Genomic DNA, 12,752 nt, shown 5'->3' on the forward strand with positions numbered 1-12,752 from the left:
TCCTGACCGCTCTGACCGTTCTGACAAAAACGATAGCAACCTATCGGTTACCGGCAAAGGATCGTCGACGCCGAACGAGGCGACGAGATCCGTCCGACGCGACACGGGAGGCGGAAGACGGGGCGTGGGAGACGGGGCGTGGGAGACGAGCGCGAAAAGGCCTCTTGCGTTGGTCTGATCCGCTGGTCCGTCATGCGATGGAAAGTTAACCTCCGGTTATGACTCGTCGCGTGTGGGCGTGGGTTTCGGCGGCCGCGGCCGCGCTCTGCTTGGCGGCGCTCTTCGTCGCGGTCGGCGTCGACCAGGCGGACAAGCTCGCGGGACCGGTCAGCGCGGTGGTGGGCGTCATCGCCTGCGCAGCGGCGATCATGGCGCTGCGGGGCGTGTCGGCGGCACAGGACACGCCGCCCCAGGCCGGAGCCGCCGGGCCTCCTGCACCGCCGACCGTCCCGGTGTCCTCGGGGCCCACCTTCACGGCCACCACCGGGGAGGGCGGGCTGATCAACCAGGTCAACGGCGACCAGTTCCTCGGTGGCCGGTGAGCGAGCCGACCTCGTCGAACAACGCGTGGACCGGTGACCACGGATTCGTCAACCAGGTGGGGCGTGACCAGCACATCCACCTGACACCGCCGCTGTCGTGGCCGAGGGTGGCGGGTGAGCCGCCGGGGGAGGTCTCGGCGTTCCAACCGCGCCCCGAGGACGACAGGGCCGTCCTGGAGCACGACCGGCTGACGGGTGTCCGCTCGCTCGTCCTGACCGGCCCTGGCGGCACCGGCAAGACCCAGCTGGCCGCGCGGTGGGTCCGGCGAGCCGTCGAACGCCGTACGGACCTGATCGTCTGGGCCGACGCGAGCAGTGCCGACGCCCTGGTGTCGACGCTGGCGGAGGCGGCCCGCCTGGTGCGGGCCCCGGGCGCGGAGGACGGGACGGACGCGGCGACCGCCGCGCGGGCCCTGCTGACCTGGCTCGCGGGCACCGACCGGTCATGGCTGGTGGTGTTCGACGACATCCAGGAGCCTGATCAGGTGCTGTGCTGGTGGCCGGAGGTGGGCCGGGGAACGGTGCTGGGCACCACCCGCCGCCGCGACGCCAAGCTCACCGGCAAGGGGCGGCGGCTGGTCCAGGTGGGTGTGTTCGACGCCGAGCGGGCCCGCGCCTACCTCCGCGAGCGCCTCACCGAGGCGGGCCACCCGAACCTGTACACCGAGCCCGCGGCGGCGGAGCTCGCCGACGCGCTCGGCGGCCTGCCCCTGGCTCTGGGCCACGCGGCCGGTTACATGATCCACGCGGCCGGTCACCTGTCCGACGAGGAGAACGGGTGCGCGGCGTACCTGAGGCGCTTCCGCGACCGCGGCCTGCGCCTGCGCGAGGTGCTGCCGCCGGAGGGCGACACCGAGGACTACGGCCGCCTGGTCGACGTCACCCTGCTGCTGGGCCTGGACGCCGCGCGGCAGAGCGGGCTGGGAGGGTACGCGGAGCCGACGCTCCAGGCGGTCGCGCTGCTGGACCCGTCCGGGCATCCCAGAGCCGTCTGGGACTTCCTCGACGAGGTACGGCTGGCCGACCCGGCCCAGTCGCCCCCGGCGGCCGATCCGGTGCCGTCGGCCCTGTCGGTGATGCACCGACTGGGACTGGTGACCCGCGACGGCGAGGTGGTGCGGATGCACGCCCTGACCGGGCGGGCCGTGCGGGAGACCATGACCGAATCGGACGGCGTCACGGTGCTGGCGGCCGGGGCGCTGCTGGCCGTCTGGCCGGCGTCGGCGGAGGCCACCGCCCTGGGACGCACCCTGCGCGCCAACGCCGCCGTGCTGGCGGAACACACGGGAGCGAGGCTGTGGACCGTGGCCGGTGTTCCCGAGATGCTGTTCCGGGCGGGGCAGGACCTCGGTATGGCAGGCCACGCCGCCGACGCGGTCACCCACTGGCGGCGCCTGCTGGAGTCAGGCGAGGCCCACCTGGGTCCGGACCACCGGCACACCCTGCGCGCCCGGCTCGGGCTGGCGACCTGGCTCGGCCCCGCGGGAGACCACCGGCTGGCCGTCACGGAACTGGCCGCTCTGGTGGTCCGGATGAGCGAGGCGCTCGGCGCCGACGACGAGCTGACCCTGACGGCGCGCAACGTCCACGCTCGCGCCAGGGGAGCCGCGGGCGACAAACCCGGCGCTCTGGCAGGCTTCGAGGCGCTGCTGCCCGATGCCGAGCGGGTACTGAGCGCCGATCACGAGATCACGCTGAGCACCCGCACCAGCATCGGCGTCTGGCGGGGCGAGAACGGCGATCCGTGGGGCGCGGTGGCGGCGCTCGAACCGGTGCTGGCCCGGCAGCGAGAGGTGTTCGGAGACGACCACCCGCTGACGCTGACCACGCTGAACAACATCGCCGCCTGGCGGGGCAAGGGCGGTGACCACGTGGGGGCCGCGGCCGAGCTGCGCACGGTGGCCGTCCACCGTGCCAGAGTGATCGGCCCGGACCATCCGCTGACCCTGACCACCTGGCACAGTCACGCCCACAATCTGGCCGAGTCCGGGGACCCCGGGCAGGCCCTGGTCGTCCTGCGGGAAGTGCTGGAGAATCGGATCCGGGTGTTCGGGCCGGACCATCCTGACGTGCTGATCGCGCACTGCGACATCGGTCACTGGAGCGGGCAGGTCGGCGACGCCGCGGGCGCCGTGGAGAGCTTCACGACGGCGCTGGAGACGGCGCTGCGGCGACCGCGCCCTGACCCGCTGGAGATCATCGGACTGCGTCGGCAGGTGGCCGACTGGCGAGCCGGGGCCGGTGACCTGGCCGGGGCCGCAACTGAGCTGGAGCGGGCGCTGGACGACTGCGAGGAGCTGGTCGGACCCCACCCGGAGTTCCTGCCCGACATGCTCGGGCTGGTCGGGCTGCGGACCGAGACGGGCGACGCGGCCGGGGTCGTCGCCGCCTGGGAGCGGATCCTGCGCCTGCGGCGGTTGTTCCCCGGCCCCGACCACGAAGACCTGGCGGACGCGCTGCAGCGGGTGGCGGCGGCGCGGCTGGGGGCGGGCGACACCGCAGGGGCGGTGGCGGGCTTCACCCAGCATCTCGACCTCCTGCTGCGCACCCGTGGCCCGGGCGACCCGCTCACGCACTTCGCGCGCAACAACCTCGCCGAGGCCCGGGGCCTCGACGGCGACATCCCCGGGGCCGTCGCCGAGTTCGAGCGCCTGCTGGCCGAGCTGGAACGGTGGCACCCCGACGAGGAGTTCACCGCCTTCATCCGCAAGCACCTCGGCACCTGGCGGGCCCGCCTCCGAGACTCCCGGAGACCCTCCGGGAGTCTCCTGCGAAGGGTCTGGTCACGTCTCCGAGCCGTCGGGAACCTCCCGAGGACGGCCTGGTCGCGTTTCCGAGCCCGGTGAGAACCTCCGCGAGCCCGCCCCCGGCGGCCCGGCCGATCAAGAAGGCTGGTCGAACCGGCCGGTTTTGATGCCTTCGACGAAGGTGTTCCATTCGGTGGGGGTGAAGAGCAGTTTGGGGCCGTGGGGGTTCTTGCTGTCGCGGACCGCGATCGTGCCGGGGAGGTTCGTGGCGACCTCGACGCACTGCCCGCCGTTTCCACCGGAAAGGGAGGACTTTCGCCATGCGGCGGTACTCAGGTCCATTCCTGTTTCACTTCCTCGATCATGCGGAGGGATGCGTGCTCAGGATAGGCCCAGAGTCGTATGGCTTCATAGCGGTTCCAGATGGAGGTCACAAGGTTCTGGTCGGAGGAGACTTGTCCTTCGGCTGAAGAATCCACATGGATGATATCCGGGTCGCCGTTTGGAAGTTTGGCGATCATGAAAGCGCCGAGCATTCCGGGCAGGCATTCCGGAGCGACGAGCTGAAGAGAGACAGAGGGGCGTGACACGACCGCAAGCAGGTGGTCGAGTTGTTCTCGCATCACCTTGGACTCTCCGACCGGGCGACGCAGTACACCCGTGTCGATGAGGACCAGGAGAGACGGTGCATTCTCCTGGTCGAGGATCTGCTGGCGTCGCATGCGAGCCTGTACCCGTTCCTCCACCTCGTCTGGAGTGATCCTGGGTTCCTGGCTGAAGATCTGCCGGGCGTAGGCCTCGGTCTGGAGAAGGCCTGGGATCAGAAGGGGATCCCAGGAGCGGAGAACCAGGGCGTTGGGCTCGATCTCCTCGACCCAGCTCATGAACCACTTCGGTCCGCCGGGGCGGGCCAGGATGCGGCGGTGCAGGTCGACGAAGTGCTGTTTGTCGGTCGAGCCGAAGATCTGGTCCAGCTTCTCCGCGTCCGACCTCGACGGGGTGCGGGTGGCCATCTCCAGGCGGCTGATCTGGGTCTGGGTGCACCCGAGGCGGGCGGCCACGGCGGACTGGGACAGCTGCGCCGCCTCGCGCAGGCGGCGCATTTCCATGCCGAAACGCACGCGGGGAGACCCGGGGTCGGGAGCGGGCTCACTGCCCATCGCAACCTCCATGAATTAGGGAGAACCGGGCATTCAATAAGGCGTTCACACCGGATCCATTCGGAATTCAGACCGGAAAAACCAGGGGGCTGTCATTGTCTGGCCTGCTCTGAGGTGGGAATCCGCTTACGGGCACTCCGAGCTTAGGGGCAATCTGAGAAAACATCCATGACTCTTAGTGAGGATGGCGACACCGAGTGTTTACCGTACTTGGGTCGCGACGAGTCGCACACGACCGGCACGGCAATTTTTCACGCCCTGGCCGTGTTCGCTCAAGGCGCCCGGAGGGCTGGATTATGGCAATGCGCGACGAGCAGGAGCGGTTCATTCATCTGGTACGGCTGGCGTGGGATCTGCACGCCACGGGACTGAGCGCGGCGATCGACCTGCCGAAGGGGGAAAATCCTGTCGTACTGGTCCGGAGAGCGAAAGGGGCGTTCCGGATCGAGGTGGCGAAGTACGCCACCGGCTGGTTCTTCACCTGGGGAAGGAGACAGGACCAGCGGGTGCGGGCGCTCGACGTCAACGCCTTCCGGCGCGTCTGGGAGGCGGCGCAGTGAGAGCGACGGAACCGCTGAACCAGGCCGACCGCATGGATTTGGCCGCCCATCCGATCGCGCCGTCATTCGCCCGCAGGCTCGTGGAACGCGTGCTGGCGAAATGGGGCATGGAAGAGCTGGAAACCGTCGCGAACCTGGTCATGACCGAGCTGGTGACCAATGCCGTCAACGCGACGGGCGGCGACACTTCCGCTTTTTCAAAGGAAGGCGATATATCCGGAATCCCGCAGTGCGTGCGCGCCGGGCTCCACCGGATGGGGGACGCCGTGGTGATCGAGGTCTGGGACGCAAGCCGTACCCCGCCGAAACTCGCCGAGGCCTCACTCGACGACGAGTGCGGCCGGGGTCTGCGAATCGTCGACGACCTGGCGGCGGCATGGGGCTACCGCTGGCTCTCCTCTGGCGGAAAGGTCGTGTGGGCCAGGCTGGAAGCCCCCTCCTGACCCGTGGAGAAGCATTGTCGGGCGAGCGGGCCGGGACCGGGACGTGGAGACAGGCGGGTCAGCGGTCGTCGACGGCCTGCACGGGAATCCGCGCCCGGGACGCGTCCGTCGCCGAGGCCTGCGGCCGCGCGGCCGCAGGCCTCGGCGACGGGCGGTCACGGGAGGAGACCCGACCACTCCACGAGGCGGCGGAGCAGAGTGGTGGCGACAGGGGGCGGGGAGGGCAGGAGCGTGGTCGCGTGGAAGGCGTGGGGCATGCCCTCGTAGACGTCGAGGCGGACGTCTCCTCCGGCGGCGGACACGGCTTCGGCGAAGCGACGTGAGTCGTCGAGCATCACCTCTTTCGAGCCCGCCACGAGGAGCAGCGGCGGCAGCCCGTCGAGCTCGCCGTGGAGAGGGGACTGGGGCCCCTGATCGGGGCGTGCCCCGGCCAGATACTGGCTGCTGACGTGTTCGAGCACGGCCCGGTTCACGAAGTCCTGGCCGTCGTTGGCGTCGATGGACGGGCTGGAGAGAGTGAAGTCGGTCTGCCCGGAGACGGCTATCGCCCCGGCGGGCAGGGGATCGCCCGCCTGCTTGAGCACGAGCAGCGCGGACAGCAGCAGCGTGGCCCCGGCGGACTCGCCCGCCAGGATGACCCGTGAGGCGGGCACGCCCTGGTCGAGCAGGCTTCGGTAGACGGCCACCACGTCGTCGAGCGCGGCCGGATACGGATGGTCGGGGGCGAGGCGGTAGTCCACCGCCAGGGCGGGGCGACCCGTCGCCTGGGACAGGCGGTAGGCCATGATCTGTTCCATGGGCGGGTTCCTGTGCTCGAAACCGCCTCCGTGGACGTAGATCGTCACACCGGTCTCGCCCACGTCCTCGCCCGCCGAGCGGTGAGGCGCGGTGACCCAGACACCGGGAACTCCGCCGGTGCGCGGCAGGACGGGCGTGAGCTCGGCGTCGGCGGGCAGGGCGGGGGGAGCGGAGAACAGGGTCCGCATCTCCGCCATGGCGGCGGCGGCCTCTTCGGGGGTGACGGGGATGTGCGTGACCTGCAAAACATGATCCTTTCTATGGCGACCGCCTCTCACGGACGGCGAACGCGTCCTTCGTCCTGCCGACGACACGGGCAGGCGGAAAGGGCGTGGTGGCACGGCGCGGGCGAGGTCGTAGGTGCGTGCTTACGGTGGTGGACGACTGCGACGCGGACGGACTGCGACGCGGACAGCGCGAAGTCACCGCGCACCGACCCCGGTCACGGAGGGGGAAACCCGACGAGCCACGGGATTCGACGAGCACACGGGAACGGTGGACCGTCAGCCGGTCGTCGGTCCGTCAGGTTCGACAAAGAGCTCGCGGGGAACGGCGACGCTCGGCACCGCCGGGCGCGGGGACGGCGCGCGGGCGCGGTGCGGTCAGGCGCGGCCTGTGAAGTGTGAACTCACGACATCATCCCCCTGCGACGGTGCCTCCATGCCGCCGCCGTCCTCCCGGTCGGCGACACGCGACGTGTGCCATTACAGGCCCTCGCGTCGAAGACTGTCAAGATCGTGCGAACGAGGAGGGACTTCTCCGCCGGTGCCGCGACTCCTCGCTTCCGGCACCGCTCTCGCCTCCGGTGCCGTGCCCGCCCTCCGAGGTCGTCCGGCCTCTGGACGCTGCTTCGGCTTTCGAGGCTGCTCCGGGTTTTGGGGCTGCGCGGCTGTTTTCCGAGGCGTTCACCGGCCCGGCCCACCGCTCGCCGTACCGGTGTCATGAGCGCCCACAGACTGTGGGGCACGGACGTGCCGGGTACGGCGAGGCGGTGGGCCGGGCCGGGTTCCACGGAACCCGCACCCCACCTGCTTCAGGGCACATGGGGGTTGCCCTGAGCACAGGTGGGGTGGGGCCGGGTCTGAAGGCGGTCGCCTTGACGGCCGCCTTGGTCGTCGCGGGCTTGTGGAGGGAGCCGGTTCGGAGGGTGCGGGCTGGTTCGGGGTTTGTACGTCCTCACCTGCGTCAGGGCTCGTGGGGGGTGTCCTGAGTGCAGACGGGGCGAACGTCGGCTGTGGGCGCGTGCTCCTTGGGATCGGGTTTCGAGGTGGTGCGCCTTGCCTGGTTCAGGGCTCGTGGGGGTTGTCCTGAGGCCGGGTGCGGCGCGTGGGCCTGCTCGACGGTGATGAGCGTCGTCTGGGCCGTGAGCGTTCGCGGGAACGGCGTCAGCCGGGCTTGTAGATCTCGATCTCGGCGTTCGGCGGCAGACCGAACGTCTTGCGTCCCTCGACGCGGTTCGCCTCGCTCAGGGCGGCGAAGTCGGAGCCGCTGATCTCCAGGGCCCGGGGTGCTCCCTCGGCGGAGAACATCTCCCGCACCGACGAACGCAGGAGGTCGCCCTCCAGGGCCTCCTGGATCTCCACCACCTGGTAGCGCCCGCCGGTGGAGTCGACGGTGAGCAGCGCCAGGTTCTTGTACTGGCTGCTCGCCAGGAGCTTCCTGCCGACGAGCGCGTACTCCTCGCACGATGCGCCGAGACCGACCAGTTGCTGGTTCTCGCTCTTCTGACGGACCTCGACGAGGTCTTCGTGGCAGAACATCCTGGGCTTCAACTCGGGCTTCAGCGCGGCCAGGACCTGTGGCTTCTCACGTTTGGGGTCCGTGGTCTCCAGGTACTGGTCTACGGCGTCCATCAGGGCTGCGCGTGTTTTCGGACCGACGGCGACGACCTGCTCGCGCGCCAGGCCTGTCGAGTCCGGTGTCTGTAACTGCCAGATCATCCAGCCCGCGATGCCGAGCGCGAGTGTGCCGCCGAGAATTCCCGACGCCAGGGGGAGCGATTTCACCGGAAGATGATTGCCTAATCTGGCATGCAGCGTCCATAGTCTCGGCACCGAGTGTTCACGGTTCGGTACGAAATGCTGATATTTCCACCTTTTTGAAGATCGGGTGCGACGGTCGACGACAGAAAGGTGATCTTCGTCTCATTGGGCGACCGCTTCATTTGGGCAAGTACGAGATCGATTCACTCGGGAGTGTGGAACGCGTCGTCTCCGATCTGCTCTCTCAGCATCTGCTGGAAGTGCGGGCAGGTGGTGAAATCCCGGTGGTCGCAGTTCAGGGCGCCGTCGATGAGGGTCAGCGACGTCTGGGCCCGGGCGATGCGCCGTACCAGGTCGGCGCGCTGACGGCGCATGACCTCGCGGCGGACCTCGGGATCCCGAGTGGTGACCATCTCGTGGATGGCGTCCAGGCCGAAGCCCGCTTCCTTGGCGCGCAGGATGAGCGCGACGCGGAAGAGGTCGTCGGGTCCGTAGCGGCGACGATCGCCTTCAGCGCGGGCGGGGGTCAGCAGTCCCACGCTCTCCCAGTGCCGCAGGACGTCGGCTGCGGCGCGGGACGCGCGGTCGAGGAGATGGCCGAGCGGGGGGCGCTGCCGATCGGCGTCGACGCCGACGAGCGCATGATCGAGGTGGCCCGGCGTCGCCGGCCCGCCCTGGACTTCCGCCTGGGCGACGCCTGCGCTCTGCCCCTGGCGGACGGCCGGGCGCACGGCTACCGGGCCGACAAGGTCTGTCACGAGCTCGCCGACCCCGCCGCCGCGCTGGCCGAGGCGCGGCGGGTGCTGGCCCCCGGCGGGCGGATCGTGCTGCTCGGCCAGGACTGGGACGCCTTCCTGATCGATTCCGACGATCCGGAGCTGACCCGCGTCATCGTGCACGCCCGTGCCGACACGATGCCCAGCCCGCGTGCCGCCCGTGGCTACCGCAACCTGCTCCTGGACGGCGGTTTCGGCGGCGTCACCGTCGAGGTCCACGCCGGTGTCCTCGTCCAGGCGGCGATGCTGCCCATGGTCTCCAGGCTCGCCGACATCGCTCACGCCGCCGGGGCGATCACCGGCGAGCAGGCGCGGACCTGGAAGGCGGAACAGGCCGCCCGTGCCGACGCGGGCAGGCTTTTCGCCGCGGTTCCGTTGTTCGTGGCGGCAGGGCGGCGTTGATCGGACGGAGACGGAAAAGGCCGGGGTCTCTTCGGAGACGCCGGTTTCCCGCCCGTTATTCGTATGGCCTCAAATGATTAGTGGACCGCCATTGATCCTTTTCCGGAAAGGGCGGCTTTAGCGGGGTCGGAATGCGATCAGCTGATCGACCCACCGCCGCTGTTCGACAGTGTCGGGAACGGCCAGACCGCGAGCCCGTTCGAGCCCGCGCCACGCGGTTTCCGGGTCGACGCCGTTCAACACCAGAAGGGCGGCGGCCAGTAGGCAGGCGCGCCCGATGCCGAAGCGGCAGTGCGTCACGACATGCGCGCCCGCCCGCAGCTCCGACGACAGGTCCCTGAGGACGGGGAGGACGGTTGCGGCGTCGGGGACGCTCCGGTCCACGATGGGAACGGCGACGAACCGGAGCCCCGCCCCGCTCGCGGCCCCGCCCTCCTCCGCGAGGCCGCATTCGTCGAGCTCGACCTTGGTGAGGCCGCAGACCAGGACGTCGACGCCACAGGACCTCAGGGCGTTCATCTCGTCGTCGAGCCAGTCACCGCCACGAGGTTTGGCCATGGCGCTCAGCGTGCCGGGGCCCGGCCGGTCGACGGTGTAGAGGGAGGGACGCATGCTGTCAGCATCGCCTGTGGGCAGGCGGAGTCTCCACCACATCCGGGGGTTTTTCGTGGCGACCGGACGTCGCCCGCGACGTGTCACCACATCCGGAGGTCCTCATGTCGACCGGACGTCGCCCGCGACGTGTCGCCGACCTGCCTGGGCGGTACGGAGCCGACGCCATGACGGGAACGTTCACCGGGTCGCGCGCCGTTCCAGGGTGCCGAACATGCGCGTGTCGGCACGTGCCGTACCGGCGCCTGGAGAACACCGCGAACCCGGTGAAGGCGTGCGATCACGACACTAGAGGTCGAGGATGGCCTGCTTGACGAGGGTGGCGACATTGGCGTGGCCCCTGGCGTTGGGGTGGACCAGGGCGAAGCGGCCCGAGGTGTCGAGGATGCCCTCCACCCAGTTGTTGCCGCCCGCCTTGTCGCAGACGCTGTGTCCCCGACTGGAGGTGTACTGGTCGACGTAGACGTCGCCGTGCTCGGCGGTGCGGGTCCTGATCACGGCGTTGAGCGGCTCCAGGGCGCTGGTGCGCAGCCAGTCGAGGTCGCCCCGCGTGATGGAGCCGAACCCGACGAGACTGCCGGGAATGCACTTGGTGGTGTCGTCGGGAATGATGTGGGGGTAGCCGACGGTGATGACCTTGGCGTGACGCGCCCTGGCGTTGATCGCGGTGAGCATCTCGTCGTACTCGGCGCTCACCTGCGACAACCGGTCGTCCAACTCGTCGCCGTAGTGATCCTTGCACGGGGTGCCCCGGCCGCCGGTGTTCAGGCCCAGCTCGATGCAGGTGAAGAGGATCTGGCCGAACCCCAGGCTGTTGCCGCCGACGCCGACGGTGACCACGTCGGTGTCGGGGGACACCGACTCCAGCTGGGGAGGCACCGGGGCGAAGGGGTAGTCGGGGTCGTTGGAGAAGGGCGGGAGGTGGCGGCCGATCGGCTCCTGCGGATCGTTGACGACGTTGGCGATGGTGGCGTTTCCACAGCTCACATTGCGCAGATCGACCTGGTCGTTCAGCTCGGCCTCGATCACCTGGGGGTAGGAGAGCGTTGTGCGCGCGCAGCCGTCACGCGGCCTCTCGTATTCCCGTCCGGCGGCGAGGATGACTCCCGCGGTGTAGGAGTCGCCGAGCGCGACCCAGTCCAGGGGTGCCCGTACGGCCTGGGCGGGGGCGGCCACGGCGGCTGTGCCGCCCGAGGCGATGGCGGTGGCCAGCGCGATGGCGGTGATCTTTCCGCGCATGCGGACGTCTCCTGTGGTGGAAGGAACGGTCGAGAGCCTCATGTGCGCGCCTCTCGGCCGGAACGGATGCTCACACAAAATAAGCGAGTGGTGACTGTGTGTAGCTATAGCGTGTGGGTGAGCTACCCGTTACCGACGCTCTGACGGCGGGGACGCCGTTCGACCGCTCCCTCCACGCCTTCGGGTGAATCACGTCGCCTTCGGGTGAATCACGTCGACTGGCGCGCCGGAGGTCGTGGCGTTTCCCGTCGCGCGGAGGTGGCAGGATGACCCGCATGTCAGACCGTCAGGTGACCTACGACGACGTGGTCGCCGCCCGTGAGCTGCTGGCCGACGTCGCCCTGCGGACCCCGCTGCTGCACTCGCACGTGCTGTCGGCCTCCATCGGCGGTCCCGTCCATCTCAAGTGCGAGAACCTCCAGCGTTCGGGGTCGTTCAAGGTGCGCGGGGCCTACGTCAGGATCGCCGGGCTGAGCGAGGCCGAGCGGGCGCGGGGCGTGGTCGCGGCCAGCGCGGGCAACCACGCGCAGGGCGTGGCGCTGGGCTCCGGGCTGGTCGGGATCTCCTCGACGGTCTACATGCCGCAGGGGGCGCCGCTGCCCAAGGTCGCCGCGACCCGTTCCTACGGGGCCGACGTGGTCTTCGCGGGCCAGACGGTGGACGCGGCGCTGGCCGCGGCCGTCGAGCACGGGGAGCGGACCGGGGCGGTCTTCGTCCACCCCTTCGACCACCCCGACGTCATCGCCGGGCAGGGCACGATCGGGCTCGAGATCCTGGAGCAGTTTCCCGAGGTCGGCACGATCGTGCTCTCCCTCGGCGGAGGCGGCCTGGCGGCCGGGGTCGCGCTCGCGGTCAAGTCGCTCAGGCCCGGGGTGCGGATCATCGGCGTGCAGGCCGAGCGGGCCGCCGCCTACCCGGCCTCGCTGGCGGTCGGGGAGCCGGTCACGGTCCCGCCCGCCACGACCATGGCCGACGGCATCGCGGTCGGACGTCCGGGGGACCTGTCCTTCGAGCTGATCCACTATCTGGTCGACAGCGTCGTCACGGTCACCGAGAGCGAGATCTCGCGGGCGCTGCTGCTCTGCCTCGAACGCGCCAAGCAGGTCGTCGAGCCCGCGGGGGCCGCCGGGGTCGCCGCGATCCTGGCTCACCCGCACCTGTTCGAGCCGCCCGTGGTCGCCGTGCTCTCCGGCGGGAACATCGACCCGCTGCTGCTTTCCAAGATCCTCAGGCGGGGTCTGGCCGCCGCGGGGCGCTATCTGACCCTGCGGGTGCCGCTGCCCGACCGCCCGGGGGCGCTGGCGCACCTGCTGGCCAAGCTGGCCGAGCTCGGCGTGAACGTGCTCGACATCGTGCACGAGCGGCTCGGCATGCACCTGGGCGAGGCCGAGGTCCAGCTCCAGCTGGAGACCAAGGGCCCCGCCCACTCCGACGAGGTGCTCGAATCCCTCCGCGGGGAGGGATACAAGATCGTCTGCGGCTGACCGTCGC

The 12,752-nt window shown here is 70.1% G+C and carries 13 protein-coding genes; 6 read left to right on the forward strand and 7 right to left on the reverse strand.

The features are described from left to right. Positions 1-218: 218 nt before the first annotated feature. Together PKF00_RS24660 and PKF00_RS24665 are read left to right on the forward strand one after the other, a co-directional pair. Positions 219-542: a hypothetical protein gene (locus PKF00_RS24660; RefSeq protein WP_271220003.1), complete on the forward strand. Its 324-nt coding sequence runs from the start codon at positions 219-221 to the stop codon at positions 540-542. After that, positions 539-3,388, forward strand: coding sequence for a tetratricopeptide repeat protein (locus tag PKF00_RS24665; RefSeq protein WP_271220004.1), 2,850 nt, complete (start codon positions 539-541; stop codon positions 3,386-3,388). The genes PKF00_RS24660 and PKF00_RS24665 overlap by 4 nt, the downstream gene beginning before the upstream one ends. A gap of 36 nt (positions 3,389-3,424) precedes the next feature. On the opposite strand, the gene PKF00_RS24670 is transcribed toward PKF00_RS24665, so the two are convergent. Both PKF00_RS24670 and PKF00_RS24675 read right to left on the reverse strand, forming a co-directional pair. Further along, positions 3,425-3,631 (reverse strand): DUF397 domain-containing protein, encoded by a 207-nt coding sequence (locus tag PKF00_RS24670; RefSeq protein ID WP_271220005.1) that lies wholly within the window; start codon positions 3,629-3,631, stop codon positions 3,425-3,427. Further along, the gene (locus PKF00_RS24675; protein WP_271220006.1) at positions 3,622-4,449 is read right to left on the reverse strand and encodes a helix-turn-helix domain-containing protein; all 828 of its coding nucleotides are present in this window, start codon (positions 4,447-4,449) and stop codon (positions 3,622-3,624) included. Before PKF00_RS24675 ends, PKF00_RS24670 begins: the two co-directional genes overlap by 10 nt. Before the next feature lie 302 nt (positions 4,450-4,751). Between PKF00_RS24675 and PKF00_RS24680 the strand changes: the two genes are divergently transcribed. Together PKF00_RS24680 and PKF00_RS24685 are read left to right on the forward strand one after the other, a co-directional pair. After that, entirely contained in the window at positions 4,752-5,009 is a 258-nt protein-coding gene (locus PKF00_RS24680; protein WP_271220007.1) for a hypothetical protein, read from the forward strand. A 32-nt stretch (positions 5,010-5,041) separates the two neighbouring features. Further along, positions 5,042-5,452: an ATP-binding protein gene (locus PKF00_RS24685; protein WP_271220008.1), complete on the forward strand. Its 411-nt coding sequence runs from the start codon at positions 5,042-5,044 to the stop codon at positions 5,450-5,452. 155 nt (positions 5,453-5,607) lie between these two features. Here PKF00_RS24685 and PKF00_RS24690 read toward each other — a convergent pair whose 3' ends face one another. The 3 genes from PKF00_RS24690 to PKF00_RS24700 form a co-directional block, all read right to left on the reverse strand. Further along, complete coding sequence (locus tag PKF00_RS24690; protein ID WP_271220009.1) at positions 5,608-6,495, reverse strand: alpha/beta hydrolase; 888 nt, start codon at positions 6,493-6,495, stop codon at positions 5,608-5,610. A gap of 1,140 nt (positions 6,496-7,635) precedes the next feature. Beyond that, positions 7,636-8,256 carry a hypothetical protein gene (locus PKF00_RS24695; protein WP_271220010.1) on the reverse strand — a complete coding sequence of 207 codons (621 nt, stop codon included), beginning with the start codon at positions 8,254-8,256 and terminating at the stop codon, positions 7,636-7,638. 179 nt (positions 8,257-8,435) lie between these two features. Beyond that, a complete protein-coding gene (locus PKF00_RS24700) occupies positions 8,436-8,771 on the reverse strand; it encodes a MerR family transcriptional regulator (RefSeq protein ID WP_271220011.1) in 336 nt (111 codons plus the stop codon). Between the two features lie 9 nt (positions 8,772-8,780). On the opposite strand from PKF00_RS24700, the gene PKF00_RS24705 reads away from it, so the two are divergent. Continuing rightward, positions 8,781-9,410 (forward strand): methyltransferase domain-containing protein, encoded by a 630-nt coding sequence (locus tag PKF00_RS24705; protein WP_271220012.1) that lies wholly within the window; start codon positions 8,781-8,783, stop codon positions 9,408-9,410. A gap of 117 nt (positions 9,411-9,527) precedes the next feature. Here PKF00_RS24705 and PKF00_RS24710 read toward each other — a convergent pair whose 3' ends face one another. Then, on the reverse strand, positions 9,528-10,022 hold the full coding sequence (locus tag PKF00_RS24710) for a phosphatase domain-containing putative toxin (protein WP_271220013.1): 495 nt from the start codon (positions 10,020-10,022) through the stop codon (positions 9,528-9,530). 288 nt (positions 10,023-10,310) lie between these two features. Beyond that, a complete protein-coding gene (locus PKF00_RS24715; RefSeq protein ID WP_271220014.1) occupies positions 10,311-11,261 on the reverse strand; it encodes an SGNH/GDSL hydrolase family protein in 951 nt (316 codons plus the stop codon). 266 nt (positions 11,262-11,527) lie between these two features. Here PKF00_RS24715 and ilvA point away from each other — a divergent pair, with 266 nt between their 5' ends. Beyond that, complete coding sequence (gene ilvA, locus PKF00_RS24720) at positions 11,528-12,745, forward strand: threonine ammonia-lyase (protein WP_271220015.1); 1,218 nt, start codon at positions 11,528-11,530, stop codon at positions 12,743-12,745. Positions 12,746-12,752 lie beyond the last annotated feature (7 nt).

This window comes from Streptosporangium carneum, from assembly GCF_027922005.1.
Taxonomy (GTDB): domain Bacteria; phylum Actinomycetota; class Actinomycetes; order Streptosporangiales; family Streptosporangiaceae; genus Streptosporangium; species Streptosporangium carneum.